The sequence below is a fragment of the Helicobacter sp. T3_23-1059 genome, assembly GCF_053654515.1.
Genome location: NZ_JBSIUV010000032.1, coordinates 1 through 26,013, shown reverse-complemented (window position 1 = coordinate 26,013; position 26,013 = coordinate 1). Strand labels below are relative to the sequence as shown.

The window sequence follows — 26,013 nt, the reverse complement described above, 5'->3', positions numbered from 1 at the left end:
AAAAACATAAAATGGATTATAACAAGGAGCAAATATTTTGTCATCGTGCAATATTTTAAGCAAAATCTTAGCAAGCAGTGCTAGTATATTTCTAGCATTGTGCGGTTTGACACAAGCACAGATACAAGACTCTAGTGAGCAGGCAAAAACTAAAAAAGATTTTTTTGATGAGTTAGAATCTAGGGATTTAGGCAAGATAGTTGCAAAGGGCTTTAGCGACCCGCACGACAAAGGATTGCAAACATATCAAAGCAGTGCAGGCAAAATCAATCAAACTATGCTAGAATCAAATCCTAGTGGAAATGGCGACATTGGCTCGATTCTTAGAACTCTCCCAAATGTGCAGTTTGATAACTCACAGCTAAAATCCACGACACCCGGGGAAATCGACCCTGCGAGAATCAGCATTAGCGGAGGGTTGCATTATCAAAATCTCTTTACCCTTGATGGCGTAGGAATGAATAATCATCTTGATCCCGCAGGCACAGGAAGCTGGATAGGCAATGCACCGGGCAGAAGTCAGGGTTTAGCAGTGGATATTAGCCTTTTAGAATCAATCACCGTGCTTGATTCTAATATAGGTGCAAGCTATGGAGGATTTATGGGCGGTGTAGTGGAGGCAAACACACGGCGTCCTAGCAAAAAATACGGCGCAAATGTAAGCTATCAATTCACACAGGGCAACGCTAATCCAAAAGCCTTTAGCCTTACGCATTATCATCTTTATGGCGAAGCGGATATGTCGGCATTTCTTAGCTCATATAGCGATACAAATCAGCCAAATTTTACCAAACACCTAATCCGCGCAAACGCAGAATCTAAGGTTAATGACAAATTTGGCATTATCGCTAGCTTTGCTAGCACGCTTAGCTTTATCCCGCTTCGCAGGAGCGATGATAGCTATGCAAGCTCTAGTGGCAACTCTCAAGCTACGCCCATTGATCCAAAAGATTCTAGCAGTGCTAGGCAGGAGCAAAAACGCCAAATCTATAACTACTTTATCAAAGCCTACTATGACCCAAGCGAGAATGTCCGCTTAGAGCTAAGCTATACTTACGCGCCACAATATGATTATCGGTTTATCGTAGGCACGGTCAATGATTTTTATAGCTTTGATTCTGGGGGGCATAATGTGGCTTTAAAAACTTCGTGGGAAAATGCGCTAGGCTCACTAACAAACACTACAAGTTATCAATTTTTAGAAAATTCTGTGGATACAAATTTTAGCGCGACTAAGTATTGGCAGGCAAGTAGCTCTAGGGCGTGGAGTAATTGGGCGACTTGGGTTAGAAGTGGTGGCTACGCACCTAGTGAATCTACCCAGCACACACTTAGCAACAAAATTTTGCAAGATTTTCGCCCGTTTGAAGTAGGCATTAGCACGCACGCTTTGCAAGCGGGGCTAGAGCTAGGCTACCAATATGCAGATTTTTATTTTTCTAAGCATTATGATTCTGCGGTAAAAACAAGCACTTATATGACTGAGTCGCAAAAAACCGCCTGTCTAGCAAAAGATCCAAGCGGGCAATGGTGCGATATAGCGGAGGCTTATGATACGCGCGGATTTGAGAGCTATGACTATACAAAAGATTCTAGCAACTTTGACATACGCGATTTTAATGGCAAAAAAATGCTTGTGTGGAAAAATGGGCAATTTTTTAATAACATTACGCGCTTTAGGGATAATGAGCCTATCAAGCTACATAATGCAATGCTTGGATTTTTTTTGCAAGATAGTATAAATATCCCATTATCAAAGGCTGGTGTGATAAATACGCGTATAGGGACGCGATTTGATTATGATACATATATGGGGAAATTTACGATTGCGCCACGATTAAGTCTTAATTATGAAGCCCCGTGGAATGAGTGGCATAGAGGGGAGGATTATCCCACGCAAATCACTGCGGGGGCAAATCGCTATTATGGGCAAAATCTCTATGCCTACTATTTAGCCGATGGTAGAAATGCCCTAAGAGTAAATATCTACCGCGATAGTCCTAATCAAAGCTGGGAAGAGATAGAATCTCAAGGGCGAGTATGCACGCCATATAGTAAGCGTGAGCAAAAAACATTTATCGACCCATTAACAGGCAAAAACGCAACAACATGGATTTATTATCACATAAAAAATGGCGTAGAAGTGGAGGGTGAGGATACCAACTGCATAAGTCCTACTGCAAATTCTACGAAATTTCAAACATTGCGTGTGCCTTATGTCGATGAGCTAATGATAGGAGTCGCACAAGGCATAAAATCTTGGAGTGTTAGCGCGAAATACATCTACCGCGCTAGCAAAGATGATATTCGCTATGTGCGAAGTGATTATGTAGGGCTAAAACCTGATAGTAACTATGCAAGCACTTATTACACTTATAGCAATGAGGGCAAATCGTGGAGTCATATCATCACGCTACTTATTGAAAATCGTGTGCTTATCAACGCATTTGGAATCCAACATTTTTTTATGTTTGCTTTTGATTGGACTGATGTGAAGCGCAATTTTAACGACTATGCAAGTAGCGCGACACAGGGTGAAATCGATGATGAGCTAATCGTATGGAGGGGCGAGCTAATCCATTGGAGTCAGCGACCTGCTACAAACTTTTTGCGCCCATATACTTTGAGGCTAAACACTACACATACTTTTAACATTGGCAAATTTAAGTGGCTATTAAACAACTTTTTTCGCTACCGCGCTAGCTATGATGCAATGGCACTTATATCTCAAGCAGGCAGGACGCCATCTGCCACAGGCGCAGTCAAAGAACAATATAAGCCTCAATATAAAGACTATGCACAATATGGCGCACAAACGCTAAGAGGGGCTTTTAGTTGGGATATGCGTCTAGGATTTGAAGTAAGTGTGTATAAAACAAACACGCTATATATGAATGTGGATATTTATAATGTGCTAGATTCTAAAAATCCTACCATTGCAACAGCAAACTATACAGGTGGCTCATATCGCCCAACAATCGCTTATGAAGTCGGCAGGCAATTTTGGGTGCAGGTGGGATATAAGTTTTAGAAGTTTTGAAAATATGTGTTTAGCGTTTTTTGTGTTTTGCTGTTTTAAAATGCAAAATCTTAAAATCTAAAAAAATATTAGAATCTAAACTTAGCATTTTGCCTTGAATTTTACTCTGAATTTCACGCTCGCAAAAAGTCAAAAACTAGAATCTAAATAAAAAAAAGCCAAAAATTAGAATCTAACACCATTTAGGCAAGTAAAATCTATAAAGATTTTGGCAAATTTAATCGCTAAAAACTTTTAACTACCCAAAATCTTTTAATCACAAAATCGCTTCAAAATCGGCTTATACGCATCGATTCGCCTATCACGCAAAAAAGGCCAGATTCTACGGACATTTTGAGTGCGAGCTAAATCTATCTCGCATTCTAAAATCCCCTCTTTGTCATTTAAGCTAGCTAATATCTCGCCTTGCGCACCGCTTATAAAGCTATGCCCCCAAAACTCTATCCCTTCGCCCACACCGCTTGTATCAGGCTCAAATCCTACGCGATTTATGGCGATTGTCGGTAGGGCGTTTGCTACGCTATGCGCTCTTTGTATCGTTTGCCACGCCCCTAGTTGCCTATCCTTTTCGTCTGCGCTATCACTAGGGGTATATCCAATCGCAGTGGGATAAAAAAGCATATCCGCACCCTTTAGTGCCATTATGCGCGCAGCTTCGGGATACCACTGGTCCCAGCACACTAGCACGGCTAGCCTGCCCGCACTCGTATCGATAGGTTCAAATCCCAAATCCCCCTGTGTAAAGTAAAATTTTTCATAAAAACTAGGGTCATCGGGTATGTGCATTTTGCGATATTTGCCTGCGATTTGCCCATCTTTTTCAAATACCACAGCAGTGTTGTGGTATAGCCCTTTTGCGCGTTTTTCAAACAGTGAAGTGATGATAATGACTTCATTTTGCTTAGCAAGTGCGCTAAAAAAAGCCACTTCATCATCAAAAGATTCTGCCAAATCAAATATATCCACATTTTCACTTTGACAAAAATAATGATTTGAATGCAACTCTTGCAAAGCGATAATATGTGGAATCTTTTGGTGTGAGTAGCATTTGCTAGAATCTGTTTTGGAGTTTTTAGCGATTTTGCAAATCTCTTGTGCTAGAAAATCTTGCGTGGCTTTATAGCTACCTTTGAAGCTATGCTGAATCGCGCTTACTAGGACTTTTTGGCTAGGATTTTGCGGGGATTTTTGCATAGATTATTCCTCGTATTCGCTATCAGGGTTTTGATAGTCATCATCATCATATTGCTCATATCCGCCCATTTCATCATCAAAATCCTCTTCCCCCCACTGCTCCTCATCGCTCCACTCTCCTCCCTCTTCTTCATCATCAAAGCCTGCCTTTGCTTTTATAGATTGCGCTTTTGCGTATTGTAGATTTTGCGCAGTGTTGCGACTGCAAATACTATCTAAAAAGCCTAGATTAGCTAGCATATCAAAATCCATATCATTGCTTAAATGTCTGTTTGTGCTTGTTGTGGCTGTTGTTGTAATACACATCGATTCTCCCTTATGATGATGTCTTGGATAATCTCACTTGCAATTTGCAATCCAAAACTAGCCGTTACCCCCTCAAAACTTCCTAGCAAGTTGCAATTTGCGTGCTCGATACTAAAGACGACTTTGAAATTCCCATTAAAATCAGCTTTTTTTAGAAGCAAACGAAATTTTCTAGCAAATTTATCCCCGTGAGTAGCCCAAATATTGCCTACGCGAATATTTAGCGGATTTATCCTTTTGCCACTACCCATAGAGGATATGTATCGCCCATAGGGCATTTTTTCGCACGCTTTAGCAAGCAAGATTTTAGCATCTATATCATCAATCGCATCGACTACATAATCATAATCGATAATTTGTTGATTTAGTCCTAGCACTTCGATGAGGTTTTCATCGAGCGTTTCTTGTATGCCTTTTACGCCCTCATACATTTGCTCCAAAACCCTCACTTTTGGCTCTCCTACGCGCTCAGAGCCGATTTGTCGATTTTGGTTGCTTATATCAAAGCAGTCTTTATCTACGATGGTGATATGTTTTAGCCCTGTGCGATATAGCGCATCTAGGACAAAACCCCCCACACCGCCTGTGCCAAGTAGCAACACGCGAGAATTTATGATTTTTTCATAATATTGTCCAAACAAAATCTTAGAGCGAGAAAATCTATCTGTCGCGTTGCCCTGCAAAATGATTTGCTCTTCTAATGGTAATGGTATCGGGCGAGTCATATTGTCCCCTTAAAAATTAAAGTAAGTCAAAATAGCAGTTTGCAAACAAAAGTAGCGATTATAGCACATATAGCGCAAAAATGCCCTATTTTTGTGCTAAACACAGCGCAAAATCAATAGCACAAAATCTAATGCAAAATCTAATCTTAAATTTATCGCAAAATCAAACTTCAAATTGTGATTCATCAGTGTATAGCTCTTTTATGCCCTCGCTAAAAGTGGCGATTTTGCAACTATGCTCTGCAGTGGCAACTAGCTTTGCAACTGCTCCTATATCTCGCCCATAGGCATAAATCCCAATCCCCTTAACAATCACAAAATTGCTTTTGTTAGTTTTAAAATAGCGGATAATGTCCGCATCCGCCCTCTCATAAAATGTGTCATAATCCTTGCTATCTAAAATCGCGCATTGTTTGCCTAGCACTTTATAGCCTAGATAATCATTTGGCACAAGCGAACTTCGCTTGAGTGAATACGCAATGGCAAATGGCGCATAAGCGCAAATCACAAATTGTGCGTCTAAAAAATTGCGATAAATGCTTGCGTGAATATAGCTATCTAGGCTTGCTTCTTTCCAGCGGTAGTCCTCTTTGTCGTGCAAAAGCATAAACGAATCCAAATCCATAGAATCTAGCAGGGCATCTTTGCGGTTTATGAGGAAATTTTCCTTGCTAAGCCTAGCAGAAATACTCCCATAAAAAATCCCAAACACTCCATTTTGAAATAGCGAAGTAGAGACTTTGCAAAGCGTATTTATGATTTTGGTATCAGTGTGTTTTATGTGGATATTCATAGATTCTCCTAGATTTTAGTTTTTGGTGGATTTTGTTATTTTTTTGGTTTTTTTATAATGCGTTGTTTGTTGATTTTTGTTTTTGTAATGTTTAGATTTTGTGATTTTTACTTGTTTTTGATGATTTGATTCTTATGATTTTGTGGATTTTATATTTTTATGCGAAGTCGTATTATAGCTTACAAAGATTAGAAAAATGGCTATGTGAAGTTGTCTTTTGTAGAATATTTTGATAGATATAAGAATAATGGCTAGATTATCATAAATGGATTTTTTTTACAAAATCCATTTATGATAAAAAAAGCAACCAATGCAAAATCCGCGCTTTTATTTTTATTCAAACAAAAGCGCGAAACGCATAAAATTCACAAAAGCTGATTCTAATAAATTTAGATTTTAGCCTAGCAAAATCTAGCGTTATATTTTTGCAAAGGTTGCATTATGAGAGACTACAAAATCCCAAATAAATCTATTTGAGAGGGTTTCGCACCACAGCGACTTTGTCTGCTCCGCCCTCGCGTGTGAGGAGGTAGAGCTCATCGCCTTTGATAGCTATGTCGCCTATATCACCCACGCTTGGGAGTGTATAAGCATCGGTAATGCTCTTGCTAGCGAGGTCGATTACAAGCAGTGCATTGTAGTTTTTAGACACGGCAAGCATTTTGCCATTTACAATGTCTGCACCTGTAATGTAGAAGTTGCTCACTTTCGCACCCTCTTTTAGCTCTAAGCCTTTACCAAATTCCAAAATTGTCTCCTCGCTGATTGTGTTGTCTTTGGTGTCATATTTTAGCAACACAACATTTGGAGCTTTTTTGGCAGCCACTGTCACCATATACGCATATCGAGAATCTGGGTCTTTAGCAAGGCTTAAGATATAGTTTTTCTTCGCTCTTGTTGTGCCAATGTTGATTCTCGCGCCTTTGGTATTTTTGTAGAGCAATTCATTTTTCTTACCAAACGCTGGAAGCAAATTCCCCTCTACGCGAGGCAAAAACTCCCATTGGATTAGCTTATCTGTCTCATCTAGGCTTTCCACGCGCTCTACGCCCCAAATCGCTTTGTTATACGCAGTGGCTACGAGTTTGCCCGGTGCATAAAATGTCGCATCAACGGTGATAGGAACATCTGTGCCGTTTGGCTGGTCGATAGCGGCAAACTCTTTATACTCGCTGAAATTATCATCAGTGAAATACACAGAGCCACCTGTGCCGACAACGGCAAATTCGTTGTTTTTCTTATCATACGCCAAACCACCGACATAGCCTTTTTTGCCTGCGAAGTTTTCAGGGATTATGCCAATCTCTTTTGTGCCTACCACAGAAAGTGGTGTTTGATTTTGACTAAGAATCGGCGAGTTAGCAGGATTGCTATCAAACGGATAGTTTGAGTCCTCATTTTCGTTTGCTCCCGGAATCCACGGCTTAGGTCCTTGATTGCCACCAAGTAGGCTTAGCTTGCCCGGGCGGAAATTCTCGTGCCAATGCACAGGGTCCCAAAACTTAGAAGCTAAACCAATATCCCAAGTAAATCGAGTAGCTGCAGGTGCGCCCCGTCCGCCAAATGGAGGTGGTCCATTAGTGATAAAAAACTGCACGACATTAGTAAATACGATAAACACAGAAAGCGCATACACTGCTTTGCCATATTGGCTAAATTCTTTAATCTTAATTTCAGAATCTAGAAGCTCTTTGCCAAGTGCGTTGTCTTTGCGGATAAAGAGCATCATCACAGCCATAGCCAAAATCACTACCCAATACACCACAAACGCCCAAGTGTAAGTATGCAAGCCAAACATAGCCTCGCCAAAGCCCTGTCCTATATCGCGTCCTGCGTGGTTACCGATATGTCGCAAGCCCTCAAACAAAAACCAAAAGCCTGTGAGGAACACCGCTACCATATACTTGATTTTCACGCCATAGCGCACCATAAATAGCCCTAAAATCCCAACGATAATCATACCAAATCGCTCGTGCCCGCAGAGCAAGCAAGGAGATTCTCCTTTGACAAAGCCTAAGTAGAGGTTTGCCATACCCACAGGGACTACCAAAATAAGGAGCACAGCGGTTGCCATTACGATATTGAAATTTTTCTCTGTGAGAAGTTTATCAAATAACTCTTTCATAACAGCCTCCTACTTACAGCGTAATACCTGGGACCCAAGACGCCGCAGACGCCACAAGCCACAATACCACATCAAAGGCAATCACCCCAGCGATGATGCCAAACGCCAATCGTTCTTTTTGCGGTTTAAACCAAATCAGCAAAACCGCTATGAATGCCAAGAGATACTCTAGGAACTCCATACAAACTCCTTTTTAAGGATAAATTTTTGCATTTGAATCAAATCAACCATATTTTCAAATAACAAAGCTAGAATCCAAAAACTGCATTTTAATAATAAATGCAAGCAAGGTAATGAAAAATGATTGAATATATCAAATCAAATGCGCTTTTAGTATATCTAAACAAAAGCTAAAAATAGTAATATTATGTTACTTTTTGCCGTTTTTTTTTTTTTGTTTTTGAGTGCAAAATCTAAAAATAAAATCTTAGTAAAAACCTCGCAAAATATCCACAAAATCTATATTTTTAGCAAAATCACCAAAAAAACAATCTAAAAAAGAATAATCTAAAAATCATTTGCAAAATAAACGAAAATATGGGCTAGATTTTAGAATCTTTACAAAATCTAGCCCATAAACTTAGCACATATTTTTTCAATCCAAAATCTAAAATTTTATGTCCATATATGTCAAAAAATGCTTTTGCAAAATATCTAGTTTTTGTTATATTTTATTAGAAATACTTTATACAAAAGTCGATATAATGCAAAGTATTTGTAAAATCTAGCGCATAAATCTAGCGGATTTTCCGACAAAATCAAAGCAAAAAAGCGCGACAATAATAGCGGTAAAAAGAAAGGAGAAAAAGAAAATGTTGGCACGATTTCAAGGGGTGATAAAGCAGTATTATTTTGCAGTGATTGTGATACTTGTGATATATGCTTTGGCAGTAAATGAGCAGGTGGGCAAACTTTGTGCGGGCGTGGCGATTTTGCTATTTGGTATGCTTTTTTTGGGAGAGGGTTTTCGCGCTTTTTCTGGTGGATTTTTGGAGCGCGTGCTAGCAAAATACACAAACAATGCCGTAAAAAGCATTATTTTTGGCACAGTTGCTACGACTATTATGCAAAGCTCTAGCCTCGTATCTGTGCTTGCGATTTCGTTTGTGAGTGCTTCGCTTATCGGGCTTACACAGGGCATTGGGGTTATGTTTGGGGCAAATTTAGGAAACACCGCTGGCTCGTGGCTAATCGTAGGTGCTTCTTCTATCAATATTTCTGCGCTAGCCCTGCCTCTTATTGTGGGCGGACTTTTGTTTAATTTTCAAGCCTCTAAGACTTACAAAGGCATAGGAAAAGTGCTTGCTGGGCTTGGATTTTTCTTTTTGGGCGTGTTTTATATTAAGGCTGGGTTTGAGAGCTTTCACGGGGTTATGGATTTGTCTAAATACACGCTTGATGGCTATGCAGAAGTGTTTGGATTTTTGCTTTTAGGTGCGCTTATCACCTCGATTATCCAAAGCTCTCACGCCACTCTAGCCATTATCATCACAGCATTTTTAGAGCAGCAAATCAGCTACACAGGTGCGCTAAGTGCGACACTAGGCACGAGTGTGGGAGGGGTTGTAACCGCGCTTGTAGCCTCTCTAAGTGCGAATGTCGATGGGAGAAGATTAGCATTAGCAAATTGTATGTTTAATTTCACCACCGTGCTAATTGTAGCGGTATTTTTCTTTCAATTTCAACATCTAAATGACTTTTTAGGCGATGCTATGGGCTTTGCTAAGACCCTAGAAGAGGGCAATTCTTACTTGCTTAGATTAGCCATTTTTCACACGCTATTTAATCTATTTGGCGTGGTGCTTTTAATCGGCTTTATCCCTGCTATGGCAAAATTGCTTACCAAACTGCTAAAAAGCAATACAAAAACCCAAACCATATCGACTCCGCTTTTTATCAGCGAGATTTTGCTATCCTACCCAGACACTGCGATGGGTGCGCTTAATAACGAAGTAAAACACCTTTATGATAACGCCTATATGATTATCTCGCGTGCGATTGGATTTCATAGGCAGGATATTTCTTCTACGGCGGCATTTTCTAGCCTCATAAAGAAAAAAGACTTGTTAAAAGAGGACATAAATGTAAGCGAGCTATACAACACGCAGATAAAAAGTTTGTTTAATGCGATTATGGATTTTTCGACAAAGTTGCAGGTTTTTACGACAAATAAAGACCATATTGAGCGCGTTGTCGCTATACAAATCGCCTCGCGCAAAATCGCTGAAGCCACCAAAAATGTGGGATTGCTTGAGCGAAATATGCGCAAACATTCCACAGGTAGCAATGTCGCGCTAAAAAAGGAATATGATGATATGCGACTTGATTTGGGAAAACTGCTTCGTATGATAGAATATATCAAAAAAGCTCCCAAAGAGGATAGAAAAGATATGAAAAAACTTCTAAAAGAGCAAAAGAAGTTTTTTAAAATGCAAGATAGAGAGGCGTTTGACATTGTCGAATCCCTAATCGCAAAAAAGGCGATAAACGCAGCAGATGGGACTTCACTGCTAAATGACCTCTCTTTCATCAACAATGTCGCAAAAGAGCTAATCGGCGCGATAAACCATATCTATGGACTATCAAAAAATACCGACATAGGCAAAAAACGCAAAAAAGATAAGAAAAAGTTGCAACCCGCAGAAGATGAAAAATACCTAAAAAAACTCTCTGTGGATAAAGAAGCAATCGATGAATCTAGCAAGCATTCTAGCAAAAATAGTGCTACTAAAAAGAATGCTTTAGATAAATCTAAAAAGCCTAGCGCGACAAAAAACCACACCAAAAAGTCAAGCCAACCCCCCAAAAAACAGCCCACAAAAAGAGTCAAATAAGAATTTCAAATAAACAAAGTTTGGATTTTTGTTGCTAATGATTGAAGTGAGTAGTTTTTTTTTATTGCCACGCGGATTTTGCGAGCGGATTTTGATAAGTTACAAATCCGCGTGTCAATTTATTTATTAGATTTTGTCAAAATGTATTTTTGACATTTTATAACGATAGATTGCCACGAATTTGTAACTTTTGGCAAAAACGCAAATTTTCGCAATGACGATAAAAATTCCCCTCCATTAGCGCAAGTTGGCTAGGAGAATGGTTTTTTACGATTGTAAGTAAAAACAAGCAAAGCGCAGTTTTTTAGAAAATCGTTAGATTTTTTGTGGCAATATGTTGCATTATTTTTTTAAAGGAGTCCAAATGACAAAAATTTCCAAAATCTTTTTATGTGTTTTGTGCGCTACGCCACTTAGTGCTGGCGTCAAAGAGGACACCATAAAAGCCCTCCAAGAGCAAACAGGAGCGAAATTTGAAGCAATATCTTTTGAGCCATTAAAAGCCACCAAGCAGTTTTTGCTAGTAGTAAAAGACACCAAAAATGGCTATCAAAGCGTAATCATCACTGATGAGAAGCAAAAATCTATGATAGCACCTAGCGCGTTTTTGGGCGATAGAGGAGATGCAAAGCTCGTGGCTAGCACGCTAGAGAAGGTAAATTCTTATAATTTCAAACTACAAAACGCAGCCACACTTGATAAACTTTTTGCTTCTATCCCGCAAGATTACGCTATTAGGATTCAAGGAGCTAGCAACAAAACTACTTATATCGTATCAGATCCTATGTGCGCTCATTGCCAACAAGAGCTATCCCAAATAGAATCCAAACTCTCAAAAGGTAGTGTAGTAATGGTGCTTGTTGGATTTTTGGGACAAGATTCGCTGCAAAAATCCGCCGAAATCATCTCAAAAATCAAATCTGCAAAAACCCCAAAAGAGCAAATCTCTTTGCTAAGAAGTGTTTATGCCACCACCCATAAAGCCACTTCACAAGCAGCAACATACACTTTTAAAGTCGCTGACATCACCAAAAAATTAGCCAATTCTGGGCTTATAGAAGCTGTCCCTTTTATCTATGAGCCTCTAAAATAATAAAATCCATTCATCAAAGGAGTAATGATGAGTAAAAAATATTTGCGTAAAGTTTCAGATTTTGCGATGATAGGTGGCGTGAGCGCGCTTGTGGTGGGGGTTTTTGCGGGCTGTGATATGAATGCTACAAATGAGCAAAATCCACAAGCAAGTCAAGCGATAAAACAGGGCGCATTTGTCCTACTAGAACAGCAAGCAGATGGTAGCTACAAAGTGCTAGAGGAATATCCAAGTGGCAAAACCCACATTGTCGTGCGCGACACTTCGGGGAATGAACGCGTGCTAAGTGATGAGGAAATCCAAAAGTTACTAAAAGAAGAGGAGCAAAAAATCGACAACGGCACAAGCGCGCTTACTGCGAGCGGAGGGAGCGAGAGCGGTGGGCTAGGGCTAGGAGGTGCGATTTTGGCAAGTGCTGCGGGTGCTATGCTAGGTAGCTATATCGGCAATAAATTATTTAACAATCCAAACTATCAGCAAAATAAACAGCGCAACTATAAATCTCCGCAAGCATATCAACGAAGTGCAAATAGTTTTAACAACGCAGGTGCGACAAGCGGGGCAAGAGGAGGCACGCCAAGCAATGCAAAGGGAGGATTTTTTGGCAACTCTCAAGGAGGGGCAAAAGGTGGCACACCGAGCAAAAGTAGCGGGTTTGGGGGGTAATCGCGCTTTTTTTTGCTTTTTTTGCGGTATTTCGCGCTTTTTGATTGATGATTTTTACAAATATTAGGCAGTTTTTGCAATGTTTTTAATGGTGGATTTTGGGGCTAGATTTTGGTGGAGGTTTTATGGTGGTTTTTAGATTTTGCACGCAAAATCTAAAAACTATAAAATCTAAAATCTATGAAAAAAGCCCAAAAAAAGCGCAAGCAAAAAAAACTAAAAAGCGCGAAAATTAGATTTTATAGATAATTTACAAGCGACATTTGATTTATGCGACTTGTAGAGTTCATAACTGCGCTTAGATTTGTGGTAAGGTTGCTAAATTTATTGTAAGTTTCTGCAATGTCAGTGCCGATATTTTGTCCTTTTAGCCCTTCGATTTGGGTTTTTAGCACTTCGTGTCGGTGGATTACATTATCAAATGTCCTGCCACGCGAGCCATTTAGCGCGATTAGTTTTTCGATATGTTCGCTTAGGTGATCAAAGGATTCTATGGCGTTTTGTATGCCTTTATTTCGCAAATCTTTATTGTAAGTGTCTTTTGCACCTGCGCGGTAGATTCCCTTGCGCACGGCGTCTATGATTTCATCGATTTCTTTAAAATAATTTACTTCAGGGGAATCAATAGTTAGGGCGTTGTTGGCATTTAGACGGATAGAATCCACATCGCGATAGATTTTGTCCTCGCTAAAATCATTGCTACTAGAATCATAAAATGACATATTCATTCGCGTGATAGAGCGGAGTTTGTCTTGGATTTGGATTTTGCCATCAGGTGTCATTTTTAGCTCTACCATATTTTTTGCCCTCTCTAGTAGCTCGGTGTAGGCGTCTTTTGTGTCCTCTACTACGCCACCTCTTGGTGGCTCTATGGCTCGCAGTGAAGCCTCATCTAAGTTAGAATAAATTAGTGCGATACTCATCGCATCCATTAGCTGTCTATAAGTAACATCATCTGCCTTGCTTACCACTATGCCATCTGCCTCATCATCAAAAAGCGGAATCGTATAATCCCTACCGCTTGTGTGGCTAGGCAGTAGCATATACGCCCCCGCAGGGTCAAATACCACTCTAGCTTCTATCATCACGCCATTTATGTCATTTAGTTTCATCACATAGCTTTGCCCCTCTATGCTCGCACCACTTACTTGCGATAGCCTTGTATCTGCGTTGGCATAGCCTCCTACGCCTGCTAGGATTTGTGGCACGCTAGAAGTTAGCTTTGAGCCCTCGACTTTAAAAAATGTCCTATCATATTCGCTTGCAAAATCGCTAGCGATTCCATTGACTTCCTCGCCATTTGCACCAAGCGTGGTAAGCGAAATAGAAAATCCGTGCTCGCCATCAAAAGGCGGGTCTTTAAAATCGCTAGATTTATTGCGCACATTATTATCCACCACATACAATCGCCCCTTAGAGATTCCCACATCTATATCCCCTCCAAAGTGTTTTTTGATAGCGCGGGCTAAATCCGCTGAAGTCGCGCCTGCGATATTAAACTGCAATGGCTCTAGCGGATTTTCCTCATCATTATTGATTGTGCCGTCTTGATTGTTTGGGCGAGTGCCACTGATGAGTAGGGAGCTAACAGTGGGAGGGAAAATATCCTCTAGCTTTGTGGTGGCTTCTGCGGCTTTGTTGTCTTTGGTGATAAATGCCGTAGGAAGCGTGGTAAATCGAAAATCTGCATTGCTAGTAACGCCGCTAATATGTGAATGCGCCCTCTCTGTGATAAAATCGCTTTGGATATACTTGGTTACGCGTGCGCCCATATCGGCTAGTTCATCGACATTATCCACATCGACATCGCTAGAGATTAGATGAAAATCTATGCTAGATTTTCCCGGCTCTAAGTCTTTGATTTCGATTTGCCCCCATTGATTTATGCTTACTTCTACGACTTTATTGATTGCGCTATTGCCAAATTCTTTGCCGATTCTATCGAGTAAATCTTGCACTCTAGTGGCTCTCTCATCGTTTGAGTAAGCCTTATCAAGCGCAAATTTTGCCTTAAACACCGAGCCATCAGAGCGCACACCACGCATATAAAAAATCTCTTGTGCATCATTGCTTGGGTCCGTGTCATTATCGCCGATTAAATCACGCAAAGTGTCATTTGCCGTGATATAGACTTCCTCGCTTATGTTTTTGCGATTTTGACTATCCATCATTGCGGGGTTTAGTTTGGATTGATTTAGCATTCTTATGTTTGTAGTGATGATTTTGTGTTTGTCAGAATCCCTCCCATAAAAAAGCTCGCTTCCTGTGATATTAAAAGGCACAAGGTTATCCGCGCTTACTAGCACGCTTAGTTTTTCATCATTGCCATAATAATTTCCCTGCGCATCAAAAGGCGGTCTATCAGTCCTACTTCCTCCAAAGATAAATTTCCCACCGATAGAAGTGTTTGCAAGTCGCAAAAAGTGATTTTTTAGGCTTTCTAAGTCATTTGCCAAAGCCTCTCTTGAAGCGGTGTTGTGAATATCATTTGCAGCGTGGATTAGCTTGGTTTTAAACTGCACCATTGTCTCTGATAAGTCTGAGAGGGTTTTATCGGTATTTAGCGTGGCAGTGCGGGCGTGCTGGGCTAAATCCACGCCTTGTGCTAGATTATTGACTTCTTTTTCAAATTTTAGATTTTGGTTATAGACACTTGCATCTTGGTATCCGTATTGGATTTTTAGTCCTGAGGCGATTTGGGCATTTTTGTCGTTTAATTTTCGTTGCAAATGTCCTTGGTCGCCCATCATTTGATTATATTTTGTGCCAAATGTAATACGCATTTTATGTCCTTAAAAAGCCCTATTTTAAGCATATATTAGAGAATCTAGCTTTAAGATTTATAAGGCAAAAAAGCAAAAATAATGCCAAAGGTTTTGGCTAGATTTTGTTTAGATTTTGCCTTTTTACTTTTTTGGATTTTGGATAATTTTTGCAAAAATTTGCAAAGCCAAAATCTAAATCAAACAAAGCAATGCAAATAAATCGGCGTTTTTTGCAAAAATATTTTAGATTTGTTTGTGCGCTTGAAAATAGATTTTGAGATATTTGGGGGGAGAAATTTTAGCGAGATTTTTAGAGTATTTGTAGCCGTTTATGTCGGTTTTATGTGGTGGTTAAGACAAAAGCAAAAATTATTAGATATACTTTTAGGCTTTATTAGGTTTTATGCAGGTTTATACAATTTTATACAACGCATTTAGGTATTTTGAGCTAAATTTGCTAAAAATGCGTTCAAAATGCGTTATGAATTTTTAGATTTTAGCTATTTATAAAAACATTTAAGGAGTTTATTTTGAGTTGGAGTGTTATTTTTGGGGGAGTTAGTTTTGAGCATGAGATTAGCATTGTGAGCGCGATTAGCATAAAAAAGGTGCTAAAAGAGCGGATTAGGCATTTTATTTTTTTGGATTCTACTCATAGTTTTTATGTGATTCCGCACGAAAAAATGCAGGCAAAAACATTTGGCAGTGGCGAGTATAAATCGTGCAAAAAAGTGTTTTTAGGAATCGGTGGATTTTATGAAAAAGGATTTTTAGGCAATGCAAAACCCATAAGCGATTTAGGAATCGCAATAAACCTCATACACGGAGCAGATGGAGAAGATGGCACGCTAGCGGGATTGCTAGATTTTTATAAAATCTCATTTGTAGGTCCTAGAATGGAGGCAAGTGCTATAAGTTACAATAAAGCCCTAACCAAAATCTATGTAGATTCACTAGATAAAAACACGCTAAAAACCCTGCCATTTTGCAAATATCATAAAGATGAATTGCCTTTGATTTTAGATGGCAAAAAATCTATCCCCTATCCATATCCATTTATCATTAAGCCCGCAAGGCTTGGTAGCTCTATTGGCATAGCCATAGTCAATCAACAAAGCGAAGTAGAATACGCGCTAGATTCTGCATTTGAGCTAGATAATGAAGTGATAATCGAGCCGTTTTATAAAGGTGTGAAAGAGTATAATCTCGCGGGATTTTTAAGCGAAAAAAATGGAGAAAATCAAAAAAATGGGGGGTTTGTGTTTTCTCAAGTCGAAGAGCCAAGCAAAAAAGATTTGCTAGATTTTAATGATAAATATTTGGATTTTTCTCGGACGGAAAATGCGGCAAAAGCACAGATTGATTCTGCGCTAGAATCTCGCTTGCAAGAGGCGTTTAAGATTATTTATGGAAGTGTGTTTGCAGGGGCTATCATTCGCTGTGATTTTTTTGTCATCGATAATGAAATCTATCTAAATGAAATAAACCCAATCCCCGGAAGTATGGCAAATTATCTTTTTGATAGCCTAGAAAATGCGCTAGATTCGCTCGCCCTCCCTCGCAAAAAGCATATCCCTATCACTTACAATTATGTCGAGCATATCCGCAAGACAAAGGGCAAGTAGTCAAAAATCAAACACAAACAAACAACAAAAGGTAAAAAATGGCATTGCGTGAAGTGGCGTATAATGGAGTGGATTTTGGTATCAGCTATATAAAAATCCCTGCGAAAATCACTCCAAAAACAGATACGCAAAAAACACAGGATTTGCAAAATGCAGAATCTAAAAATATCGTTTTTTTGCACGGCTGGGGGAGCAACAAGGAGCTAATGCAAAATGCGTTTGAAAATGTGTTTTTGCAATATAATCATTTTTATGTGGATTTGCCCGGATTTGGCAAAAGCCCAAATGAAATACTATTAAACACGAATGATTATGCTAAAATCTTATCTGCTTTTTTTGTTGCCCTTGAGATTGTCCCGCATATCGTTGTGGGGCATAGCTATGGTGGCAAAATCGCTGTTTTACTGCAAGATGCACAGGAGCTAATCTTGCTAAGCTCAGCTGGAATCCCCACAAAAAAACCCCTAAAAGTGCAAGCAAAAATCGCCCTTGCAAAGCTAGCGAGAATGCTTCATATTAGTTTGCCATTTTTGCGCTCTAAAGATGCGCAAAATCTAAGTCCTATAATGTATGAGGTGTTTAAAAACATTGTAAATGAGGATTTTAGAGAGATTTTTGCAAAATGTGAAAAAAAAACGAGCATTTTTTGGGGCGAGAGAGATAGCGCGACACCGCTAGAGAATGGCAAGCAAATCCATAGTCTTATCAAAAATAGCAAGTTTTTTGTTTGCAAAGGCGGGCATTATTTTTTTTTGGAGCGCACAGCAGGCGTTATCCAAACCAAACTTATTGAAATGGTGTATAATTTTATGAATCAGCAAGATATTCAAAATCCTTTCATTATCGCGCATATCATCGCACAAGGAAAGGTGCAAGGCGTGGGCTATCGTAAATTTGCAAAAGCAAGCGCAGATACTCTTGGCATAGTCGGTAGCACGGAGAATCTAGCTAGTGGCGAAGTGGAAATCTATGCAATGTGTAAGCGCGAAGAGGGGGGCGAAGAGATAATGCTAGATTTTGTAAATGCGCTGTGGAGTGGTCCTGCTAGAGGGGAAGTGCAAAATCTAATCATAAACCACATAGATATAGAGGCGTGGGAAGCGCAAGAAAAAACGATTTTAGATTTTTTGGGTTGTGATAATGCGAGTGATTTGACACAAACGATAAGCAATGCAAAATCTAGCAAGAATGCAAAACCAAATGGATTTAGAGCAAGATTACAAGATTTTGTGATTTTAAAATAACTTTAAATAGGAGAATAAATGATTTTTGATACGCTAGATTTTATTTCGCGAGTGGTGTTTGCACTAGCTGTATTTTATTATTGTATCTCATTGCTTCAATGGTATAATTATAGCCTTTGGCGCGTAGTTACTAAGCATCATAGATTTAGTTGGCATTTTGCGTATTTTATCGTGCCTCTTTTGGCATTTTTTGTGTGCTTTTATTTTGGGCAAAAATATATTTTTTATGTGTATTTGTATGTGGTGTATTTGCCTTCGCTCATTTTTTGGGCTAGCAAACTTGATAAACGAGTGGTTTTTACACGCAGGGTGTGGCGTTCTTTTATCATTATGGCTGCATTTATTGGGTTAAATGAAGTATTGTTCGCGCTTTATAATGATGATTTATATGTATTGTGGCTTATGCCGCTTGTGTTTGCGTTTGTGATTTGCGAAGTGTATGAAGCGGTGCTTATGCGTAATTTTGTCGCTTTGGCAAAAGAAAAACTCTCAATGATGAGCGGGCTAAAAATCGTGATGGTAACCGCTAGCTTTGGCAAGACAAGTATCAAAAATTTTCTATTTCAAATCTTACAATCCCAATACAACACCTACGCCACGCCTAGAAGTGTTAATACCTTTAAGGGTATTGTTATGGATATTAACCAAAATCTAGCCTTTGGCACAGATATATATGTCGCAGAGGCTGGGGCTAGGCAAAAAGGCGATATAGCCCAAATCACAAATTTGCTAAATCCACAATATGGAATCATAGGCGAGATAGGCAATGCCCATATTGAGTATTTTAAAACCATAGAGCAAGTGGCAAAAACCAAATTTGAATTGCTAGAATCAGAGCGATTGCGAAAAGTATTTGTTTATCAAAAAAATGAATTGCCAAAATTAGATTCTAGGCTAAAACGAGTAGTGCAAACCTATCCGCCAAAAGTCAAAAATATCGAAGCGACTTTGGAGCATACAAAATTTGAGTTAGAAATCGATGGGCAGTGGGTAAGCTTTAAAACACAGATTTTAGGGCGGTTTAATGTGGATAATATCGCTGCTGCGATTTTGCTAGCAAGAGAACTATCTATCCCCGTAGAATCGCTAAAAAAACTCGTAAAATCACTTAGCCCAATCGAGCATAGATTAAATCTATCTATTTCAAATGGTAAGACAATCATTGATGATGGGTTTAATGGCAATCTAAATGGGATTTTGGAGGGAATCTATCTTTGCTCGCAGTATAAAGGGCGCAAAGTGATTGTAACGCCCGGGCTAATTGAAAGCGATGAGGAATCAAACATAAAGCTAGCAAAAGCAATAGATTCTGTGTTTGATTTAGCTATTGTTACAGGGGAGCAAAACTCTAGGCTGATTGCCTCATATTTGCACCATACGCGCAAAGTCCAGCTACGAGAAAAAACACAGCTAGAAAATGTGCTAAAAGGAATGGTCGGGGAGGGCGATTTGGTGTATTTTGCAAATGACGCTCCTAGCTATGTGTAGGAGGGCTAAGCAAGATAAATTAGGCTTTTGCATAAAGCATAATTTCTCATTTGCAAAAATATGCGATTTATAAGTTGATTAGATTTTGTAAGGCTCAAGATAACTTAAGAACAAATAAAGGAGTCTTAAGTTATGATACACACGATGAAAAACAAGTATATTATTCGTTCAAGAATTTCAGAGGCAAAAACAAGAGAGATTATTAAACTTTTTTGTTTAGATATTGAGGCTTCAAAAATATCAAAACTTTGCCACATTTCACAAAATTCTTTATGCAAAATCTTTAAGCAAATTAGAATCTTAATTGCCAAAGAATGTGAAAATATCTAAAAATGCAAAGGCGAAATTGAGATTGATGAAAGCAATCTTTTAATATAGATTTTCGGTGCTAAAAGAGTAAGAGGCAAAAGAGGGCGAGGAGCAGGAAAGAAAACACCCGTGTTTGGTATGTTAAAACGAAATGGTTGTGTTTATACGCAGGTTGTCAAAGGGTTGCTCTACTAGTGAATTATTACCTACAATATGGGATTTAAGCGATATAAGAGAAACAGAATTTTATAGTGATTGCTTTGGAGCATATGATGGATTGGTGGATTTTTTGCTTCGTTTCGCTTACAACTGCAAGCAGAAGGTGTTATGCAAAACATAGATTAAGCAAATTTAAGTGAAGCAAAAAAGAGAGTTTCTTACTTCATTTGAAAGAAACAGAATTTAGGTATAATACTCAAATTAAACAGCAAGATTTGTATAAAATCTTACTAAAAATAATAAGAAATCAACCGCTTAAGTTGTCTTGAGCCTTATCTAAAATATGGTAAAAAAATAGCATAAATTACCACGCCTTTTTTATTAAAAAAATCCTAGCGACAACCAAATAGCAATATTACGCAAAAAAATCCCTAAAATAATGGCTTCTTGCCTTTGATTGTGCGGAGGCGATTTACCTCGTGCAGCACAGAGACTACCACTTTAAAAAATTCATTAGGGATTTCCCTATCTAGCGGGGCGTCTTTATAGAGGCTTCTAGCCAAAGGTGGATTTTCAATGATTTCTATGTCATTTTGTCTAGCGATGTCTTTTATGCGGATTGCTAGGTGGTCTATGCCTTTTGCCACTACGCGTGGAGCTTGGTCTTTATTCATCTCAAAAGCAAGTGCTACGGCGTAATGCGTAGGGTTTGTAACGACTACTTGAGCTTTGGGAATCGCGCTCATCATTTTATTCATCGCGTTTTTGCGCATAAGTTGTCGGATTCGTCCTTTTATTTCTGGATTCCCCTCGTGCTGGATAAACTCATCTTTGACTTCTTGTTTGCTCATTCTTAGGGATTTTATGTATTGCCTGCGTTTGAGTGCGTAGTCTGCTACTGCCATCACTGCAAATACCAAAATCATAGTGCCGATTAAAATAAGGCATTTATTGCGCCACCAAAGAATCTGCTCTATCGCACCCAAATGCGATACCCCCTCTATCTCGTGTAAAAATAATAATAAAATAATCCCCCCAACACCCAATGCCACAAGCACTTTTAGCGTGATAAGCGCGCCATTTGCAAGATTATGCAAAGAAAAAATACGCTTAAAGCCATTTATGGGATTTATCTTGCTAAGTTTTGGATAAATCGCTTTTATGCTTATCAAAAATCCAAATTGCGCAACATTGCCCAAAACACTTGCCACAAGTAGCACCAAAAATATAGGCAAAAGCATAATCCCCGTAGCACTCACTAGATTCCAAAAAATATTTACCACATCTGCCTTGCTTAAATCCGCCCCATTTGCCGCACTTGGAAAATGCAGAGCATAAACATAGATTCCCTTAATCTTATCTAGCCAAAAAGGAAATAGCAAAAATAGCACGCCAAGCCCCACTAGCATAACCACAACACCGCTAACTTCTGGGCTTTTAGCGACATTGCCTTCTTCTTTTGCGCGAGAGATTTTGTGCTGGGAGGGGGCTTCGGTTTTTTCTTGCTCATCTGCCATTTTGTGCCTTTAGAGTGGGCTTTTTGATTTTGCTTTAGCGTATGTGGGAGTTGTTTATTTTAGTAGATTTTAGCAAAAACGCAAACGATTATAACATAAACCAAAAATATTTAAGATTTTAATCGCAGTTGGCACATTATGCTATGCCACGCTAAAGTATTGCCTAAAAAATATTTTTTGCCATTTATGCTTGTATCATCGCAGGCAAAATCCACCACGCTAATGCGCTCGCTGATTGTATAAACTTGCTTTTGTAAATGCGTTTTTGATAGATTTTGATTATGCCGTGCATTGATAATCATCACGCGGATTTTACTCTCTCTCTCTCTCTCTCTCTCTCGCTCGCTTTCGTGTTGCAAATCTATATTTGCCTGTGAGGTTTTGTGCCACAAATCAAAAAGAGTGATAAATCTTTTGCCAACATTAGCTAGATTTTCTACGCTATCATTTCTAGCGCATACAAACGCCACGCACGCGCAATCTAAGATTTTAGATTTTAGTTTGGTAAATCGTTTTTGCATTTTTTCTCTAAATATTGGCAAATACGATTCTAGGGAAGCGGATTTTGGAAAGCCGTGTATGCTTATCATACCTGCATTGCTAGCAGATACTATCCACCGCTCCTTACCATTTTTGGTATCCTGCCCTTTATCCTCATAGCAACTAGCAAAAAAATCGCTAAACTCCACTTCAAAGCATCGATACGCCTCATCTAAATCATAGCTCATTATCCAATCAAGCGGGCAAGACATTTTGCGAAGTCCATAATTTCGCAAATGCAAGGCTGGTTTGCAGGCTTCCCCTAACGAAATAAACATATCTGCTTTTATGGCATTTTTGGGGTTTGATAAACGATTTGCAAGCATAAAAGGGATATTTCGCACTTTTTCGCGCAGATTTTTATGCAAAATTAGGCAAGCAAAAATCCTTGCTATTTTTAAGCTGATCTCTAAATAAAGCGGATAAGGACGCATTGTTTGTGGATATATCTATCAAACTATTCGTTGATAATTCTAACAATATAAAGCAAAGAACCAACAAGTCCTAATAACGCAAGCATTGCTACGCAGATTCCCATCATTTCATTTTCTCCAATTTTTTAAGATTTTTTTTAAAATATGTCCCAAAAACACATAGCACGATAACAAGCAACAACACACTAAGAGCAACACTTATGCCAAGCACCAAATCAAAATCCTTGTAGTGAATCGCAGCATAACCAAATATCGCAAATAGTGTTGTTATCAAACATATTATAACCGCTTGTGAAAAACTTAGCGTAGCTTTTCACTTTGTCTTTTTTTGCTCAAAAAAACACTCCTCTTATTTTAGTAATATAAAAAACCTAGTAGCTTTGCAATTCATTATAAAGGCTATCACGCTCCACAGGGACAAAGCCTGCGTCTTTGATTTGTGCTATCATATTTTCTTTGCTTATGCCTTTTTTAGATTTTGCGCCTGCGGCGGATTGTATGCTTTCATTTTGTATCGTCCCATCCATATCATCTGCGCCAAATTCTTGCGCGACAAGGGCTAGATTTGCCCCCAATGTCGCCCAATAAGCCTTGATATGCGGGATATTATGCAACAAAATCCTAGCAATAGCCAAAGTCTTTAGAATCTCTTGTCCGCTAAGTGCTTGTGGCAAGTTTAGATAATTATTTTCGCGCTGATAAAGTAGAGGGATAAAAGCATTGAAACCACCATTTTTAGATTCTACTATTTGCGTGTCGCATTGGGTGTTTTTGAGTCGTAAAATATGATCTATGCGGTGGATTCTATCCTCTATATGCCCAAAAAGCATTGTGGCATTGCTCATCTTGCCTAGAGAATGCCAATACGCGTGAATCTCTAGCCAACGCGTGCTAGAGACTTTGCCACTACATAGTTTTTTGCGCAATCTTTCATCAAAGATTTCAGCCCCGCCACCGGGCATAGAATCCACCCCAGCTTTTATCATATCTTCTAGCACTTCTTGATAGTTTTTAGAAAACTTGCGACTTAAAAAATCCACTTCAGCTGCCGTCATAGCCTTTAGGTGGATACTAGGGGCGGCTTTTTTTACTTCGCTAAAACACTCCATATACCATTGATATGAATAATGCGGGCTATGAGCAGATACGATATGAACTTCTTTTGCCCCACGCGATTGGCTAGCTAGCGTTTGTGCGACTACTTCTTCTATGGTCATTTGATATGGATTTGGATTTTTTTTGCTCGCAGAAAAGGCGCAAAATTTACACACATCAGCGCAAATATTTGTAGGATTTATATGGCGATTCATATTAAAAAACACTTTGTTGCCGTATTTTTTGGCACGGATAGAGTGTGCTGCCTCCCCTAGCGTAAATAAATCGCATTCATACAAACGCACCAACTCCTGCGCGCTAAATTCTTTGCCTAATAAAACCTGCTCTAAAATATGTAGCGGATTTGCTGATAAGTTTATGTTTGTTGTGTTGCTTGTTGCACTCATTTAGATTCTCCCTTTAGATTCTTAGTTACGCTTTTTTGTGGGTGCATTTTATCATTCTTGTTTTTGGTTGTTTTTGTTACCACACTTGCATTTGGGCTTTTGCGCTTTGATAAAAATTCCCAGCCCTCCCCTCTATCTCATATTCAAGTCCAAATCCATACTTCACGCTCGCTACTCCACCGCGATTTACAGAGACATTTTCATAGGATTCTTGTGAGATAGGCAAGCTACCTATGCTTACCATTGAGCGAGGTGGAATCTTGCGCGAAAAGCTCTGCTCTGAAATAAGATTTCCTTTCATATACAGCGCACCATAAGTTACGGTGATAAAAAAATCTGTTAGATTTTGGACATTTAGCCCTACACTACCAGAGCCTACACGAAAAGGCGTAGTGCTAAGCAAAATATGCTTATTTTGTGCCTGCATACTTGGCACACTCACATTTGATAGCACATACCTTGCGGGCGTATCCCCTGCGTTATTTTGTATTTTTATGTCCGCCCCATAGCTTAAAAGAAGTGAAATCATCTGTGAGTTGCGCGAAGCTACGGCGTAATGAAGCGCGGTATTTCCACGAATAGAATCCCTAATATTTGGGTTTGCCCCTGCTTTTAGCAAAATCTGCGTGAAGTTGTAGTTATTAAACTGCACGACTTTATGCAATGCCGTTTCACCGTGCGAAATAGCATTTACCCTAGCTCCGCGCTTTAGCAAAAGATATAAAATATCCGTATTGTTTTTGCGCGAAGCATCATAAAGTGGCGTGCTACCTCGAAGCCTGCTATTGACATTTGCACCCAAATCCACCCCCTTTCGCACATCAGAATAACTATTTGAAAATAACAAGTAGTCATATCGATTTGCGCTAGCTATGCTTAAAATCCCGCTACTTAAAATCGCACCACCAAAAATCCCCACAAAAACAAATCTAAAAAAATTCATATATTCTCCTTTATCGCTATATATGCTAAATATCTCTCATATCGGTTTTTTAGATTCCACATTTAAAACGATATTTTTTAAGTATCGCATTTTCAAAAAACCATATTTGCAAAATCATTTTTAGATTCTTAAAAATGCTTTTGGCTAAGGGATTTTACTTTTTGAAATGTAGCCTTAAAATCCACCCCAAAAGTGCGACACTCGCTAATAGTCGTAAAAAAATTTGTATCACCCATAAAACGCGGGATAAGATGAATATGCAGATGCTCGGGGATACCAGCCCCAGCACTTTTGTTGATATTTATGCCCATATTTACCCCCTGTGCACCAAAATCTTCCAAAAGCGCGATACCTTTTTGTGTTAGATTTTGCAAATGTAGCCAATCTTTTGATTCTAGCTGTGTGGGGGAGGCTTTGTGCTCGTGAGGGATTATTAAAAAATGAGCAGGCGTGTAAGGATAGCGATTCATCACGCAGTAGCAAATCTCATCTCGAAAAAATACAAAATTTTCCTCATCATCGCTAGGATTTAAGCTAATCGCACAAAAAGGACAACCTTTTTCATCAAAACTCTCAAAATATTTTGCCCTCCAAGGAGCGTAGATATGCTGCATTGTAGAATCCTTTTTTTAGATTTTATGGATTTTGCAAAATATCAATCAAACAATTTACAAAGGCTCAAGACAACTTAAGCGGTTGATTTCTTATCAT

20 protein-coding genes and 2 pseudogenes are annotated in these 26,013 nt (G+C 39.1%); 10 read left to right on the top strand and 12 right to left on the bottom strand.

Features of this window, described 5'->3' with window-relative positions:
* Positions 1-37 precede the first annotated feature (37 nt).
* A complete protein-coding gene (locus tag ACWIX0_RS09305; protein ID WP_454173735.1) occupies positions 38-3,031 on the top strand; it encodes a TonB-dependent receptor plug domain-containing protein in 2,994 nt (997 codons plus the stop codon).
* 261 nt (positions 3,032-3,292) lie between these two features.
* Here ACWIX0_RS09305 and ACWIX0_RS09300 read toward each other — a convergent pair whose 3' ends face one another.
* The 6 genes from ACWIX0_RS09300 to ACWIX0_RS09275 form a co-directional block, all read right to left on the bottom strand.
* Positions 3,293-4,234, bottom strand: a complete 942-nt coding sequence (locus tag ACWIX0_RS09300) for a carbon-nitrogen hydrolase (protein WP_454173734.1) — start codon at positions 4,232-4,234, stop codon at positions 3,293-3,295.
* Between the two features lie 3 nt (positions 4,235-4,237).
* Positions 4,238-4,540: a hypothetical protein gene (locus ACWIX0_RS09295; protein WP_454173733.1), complete on the bottom strand. Its 303-nt coding sequence runs from the start codon at positions 4,538-4,540 to the stop codon at positions 4,238-4,240.
* Positions 4,495-5,265, bottom strand: coding sequence for a ThiF family adenylyltransferase (locus ACWIX0_RS09290; protein ID WP_454173732.1), 771 nt, complete (start codon positions 5,263-5,265; stop codon positions 4,495-4,497). The genes ACWIX0_RS09295 and ACWIX0_RS09290 overlap by 46 nt, the downstream gene beginning before the upstream one ends.
* A gap of 163 nt (positions 5,266-5,428) precedes the next feature.
* The gene (locus ACWIX0_RS09285) at positions 5,429-6,058 is read right to left on the bottom strand and encodes a class II aldolase/adducin family protein (RefSeq protein ID WP_454173731.1); all 630 of its coding nucleotides are present in this window, start codon (positions 6,056-6,058) and stop codon (positions 5,429-5,431) included.
* A 469-nt stretch (positions 6,059-6,527) separates the two neighbouring features.
* A complete protein-coding gene (locus ACWIX0_RS09280) occupies positions 6,528-8,183 on the bottom strand; it encodes a disulfide bond formation protein B (protein ID WP_454173730.1) in 1,656 nt (551 codons plus the stop codon).
* A gap of 13 nt (positions 8,184-8,196) precedes the next feature.
* Positions 8,197-8,364, bottom strand: coding sequence for a dihydroneopterin aldolase (locus ACWIX0_RS09275; protein WP_454151236.1), 168 nt, complete (start codon positions 8,362-8,364; stop codon positions 8,197-8,199).
* A gap of 631 nt (positions 8,365-8,995) precedes the next feature.
* Between ACWIX0_RS09275 and ACWIX0_RS09270 the strand changes: the two genes are divergently transcribed.
* The 4 genes from ACWIX0_RS09270 to ACWIX0_RS09255 all read left to right on the top strand — a co-directional run bounded on the left by ACWIX0_RS09270 (position 8,996) and on the right by ACWIX0_RS09255 (position 13,012).
* Positions 8,996-11,017 carry a Na/Pi cotransporter family protein gene (locus ACWIX0_RS09270; protein WP_454173729.1) on the top strand — a complete coding sequence of 674 codons (2,022 nt, stop codon included), beginning with the start codon at positions 8,996-8,998 and terminating at the stop codon, positions 11,015-11,017.
* A gap of 364 nt (positions 11,018-11,381) precedes the next feature.
* A complete protein-coding gene (locus tag ACWIX0_RS09265) occupies positions 11,382-12,110 on the top strand; it encodes a hypothetical protein (protein WP_454173728.1) in 729 nt (242 codons plus the stop codon).
* Positions 12,111-12,137: 27 nt separating this feature from the next.
* Positions 12,138-12,776 (top strand): UPF0323 family lipoprotein, encoded by a 639-nt coding sequence (locus ACWIX0_RS09260; protein ID WP_454173727.1) that lies wholly within the window; start codon positions 12,138-12,140, stop codon positions 12,774-12,776.
* Positions 12,777-12,874: 98 nt separating this feature from the next.
* The gene (locus ACWIX0_RS09255; protein WP_454173726.1) at positions 12,875-13,012 is read left to right on the top strand and encodes a hypothetical protein; all 138 of its coding nucleotides are present in this window, start codon (positions 12,875-12,877) and stop codon (positions 13,010-13,012) included.
* A gap of 3 nt (positions 13,013-13,015) precedes the next feature.
* Here the strand turns inward: ACWIX0_RS09255 and flgL are convergent, their stop codons facing one another.
* On the bottom strand, positions 13,016-15,559 hold the full coding sequence (flgL, locus tag ACWIX0_RS09250; RefSeq protein ID WP_454173725.1) for a flagellar hook-associated protein FlgL: 2,544 nt from the start codon (positions 15,557-15,559) through the stop codon (positions 13,016-13,018).
* A 512-nt stretch (positions 15,560-16,071) separates the two neighbouring features.
* Between flgL and ACWIX0_RS09245 the strand changes: the two genes are divergently transcribed.
* The 5 genes and pseudogenes from ACWIX0_RS09245 to ACWIX0_RS09225 all read left to right on the top strand — a co-directional run bounded on the left by ACWIX0_RS09245 (position 16,072) and on the right by ACWIX0_RS09225 (position 20,695).
* Positions 16,072-17,166: a D-alanine--D-alanine ligase gene (locus ACWIX0_RS09245; RefSeq protein ID WP_454173724.1), complete on the top strand. Its 1,095-nt coding sequence runs from the start codon at positions 16,072-16,074 to the stop codon at positions 17,164-17,166.
* A 38-nt stretch (positions 17,167-17,204) separates the two neighbouring features.
* Positions 17,205-17,960, top strand: a pseudogene (locus ACWIX0_RS09240) (alpha/beta fold hydrolase); the annotation flags it as partial.
* On the top strand, positions 17,961-18,410 hold the full coding sequence (locus ACWIX0_RS09235) for an acylphosphatase (RefSeq protein ID WP_454173736.1): 450 nt from the start codon (positions 17,961-17,963) through the stop codon (positions 18,408-18,410). It abuts the pseudogene before it with no gap.
* Between the two features lie 18 nt (positions 18,411-18,428).
* On the top strand, positions 18,429-19,898 hold the full coding sequence (locus ACWIX0_RS09230) for a Mur ligase family protein (RefSeq protein WP_454173723.1): 1,470 nt from the start codon (positions 18,429-18,431) through the stop codon (positions 19,896-19,898).
* Positions 19,899-20,030: 132 nt separating this feature from the next.
* Positions 20,031-20,695 (top strand): annotated as a pseudogene (locus ACWIX0_RS09225) (transposase).
* A 102-nt stretch (positions 20,696-20,797) separates the two neighbouring features.
* Here ACWIX0_RS09225 and flhB read toward each other — a convergent pair.
* The 5 genes from flhB to ACWIX0_RS09200 form a co-directional block, all read right to left on the bottom strand.
* Positions 20,798-21,883: a flagellar biosynthesis protein FlhB gene (gene flhB / locus ACWIX0_RS09220; protein ID WP_454173722.1), complete on the bottom strand. Its 1,086-nt coding sequence runs from the start codon at positions 21,881-21,883 to the stop codon at positions 20,798-20,800.
* Between the two features lie 110 nt (positions 21,884-21,993).
* Positions 21,994-22,767 (bottom strand): DUF1796 family putative cysteine peptidase, encoded by a 774-nt coding sequence (locus ACWIX0_RS09215; RefSeq protein ID WP_454173721.1) that lies wholly within the window; start codon positions 22,765-22,767, stop codon positions 21,994-21,996.
* A gap of 461 nt (positions 22,768-23,228) precedes the next feature.
* On the bottom strand, positions 23,229-24,359 hold the full coding sequence (mqnE, locus tag ACWIX0_RS09210; RefSeq protein ID WP_454173720.1) for an aminofutalosine synthase MqnE: 1,131 nt from the start codon (positions 24,357-24,359) through the stop codon (positions 23,229-23,231).
* Between the two features lie 76 nt (positions 24,360-24,435).
* A complete protein-coding gene (locus ACWIX0_RS09205) occupies positions 24,436-25,302 on the bottom strand; it encodes an ankyrin repeat domain-containing protein (RefSeq protein ID WP_454173719.1) in 867 nt (288 codons plus the stop codon).
* Positions 25,303-25,430: 128 nt separating this feature from the next.
* Positions 25,431-25,916 (bottom strand): HIT family protein, encoded by a 486-nt coding sequence (locus ACWIX0_RS09200; RefSeq protein WP_454173718.1) that lies wholly within the window; start codon positions 25,914-25,916, stop codon positions 25,431-25,433.
* Positions 25,917-26,013 lie beyond the last annotated feature (97 nt).

Coding starts and splice junctions, on each gene's coding strand:
- ACWIX0_RS09300 (WP_454173734.1), bottom strand. CDS start 4,234: ATGCAAAAATCCCCGCAAAATCCTAGCCAAAAAGTCCTAGTAAGCGCG.
- ACWIX0_RS09295 (WP_454173733.1), bottom strand. CDS start 4,540: ATGTGTATTACAACAACAGCCACAACAAGCACAAACAGACATTTAAGC.
- ACWIX0_RS09290 (WP_454173732.1), bottom strand. CDS start 5,265: ATGACTCGCCCGATACCATTACCATTAGAAGAGCAAATCATTTTGCAG.
- ACWIX0_RS09285 (WP_454173731.1), bottom strand. CDS start 6,058: ATGAATATCCACATAAAACACACTGATACCAAAATCATAAATACGCTT.
- ACWIX0_RS09280 (WP_454173730.1), bottom strand. CDS start 8,183: ATGAAAGAGTTATTTGATAAACTTCTCACAGAGAAAAATTTCAATATC.
- ACWIX0_RS09275 (WP_454151236.1), bottom strand. CDS start 8,364: ATGGAGTTCCTAGAGTATCTCTTGGCATTCATAGCGGTTTTGCTGATT.
- ACWIX0_RS09270 (WP_454173729.1), top strand. CDS start 8,996: ATGTTGGCACGATTTCAAGGGGTGATAAAGCAGTATTATTTTGCAGTG.
- ACWIX0_RS09265 (WP_454173728.1), top strand. CDS start 11,382: ATGACAAAAATTTCCAAAATCTTTTTATGTGTTTTGTGCGCTACGCCA.
- ACWIX0_RS09260 (WP_454173727.1), top strand. CDS start 12,138: ATGAGTAAAAAATATTTGCGTAAAGTTTCAGATTTTGCGATGATAGGT.
- flgL (WP_454173725.1), bottom strand. CDS start 15,559: ATGCGTATTACATTTGGCACAAAATATAATCAAATGATGGGCGACCAA.
- ACWIX0_RS09235 (WP_454173736.1), top strand. CDS start 17,961: ATGGTGTATAATTTTATGAATCAGCAAGATATTCAAAATCCTTTCATT.
- ACWIX0_RS09230 (WP_454173723.1), top strand. CDS start 18,429: ATGATTTTTGATACGCTAGATTTTATTTCGCGAGTGGTGTTTGCACTA.
- flhB (WP_454173722.1), bottom strand. CDS start 21,883: ATGGCAGATGAGCAAGAAAAAACCGAAGCCCCCTCCCAGCACAAAATC.
- mqnE (WP_454173720.1), bottom strand. CDS start 24,359: ATGAGTGCAACAAGCAACACAACAAACATAAACTTATCAGCAAATCCG.
- ACWIX0_RS09205 (WP_454173719.1), bottom strand. CDS start 25,302: ATGAATTTTTTTAGATTTGTTTTTGTGGGGATTTTTGGTGGTGCGATT.
- ACWIX0_RS09200 (WP_454173718.1), bottom strand. CDS start 25,916: ATGCAGCATATCTACGCTCCTTGGAGGGCAAAATATTTTGAGAGTTTT.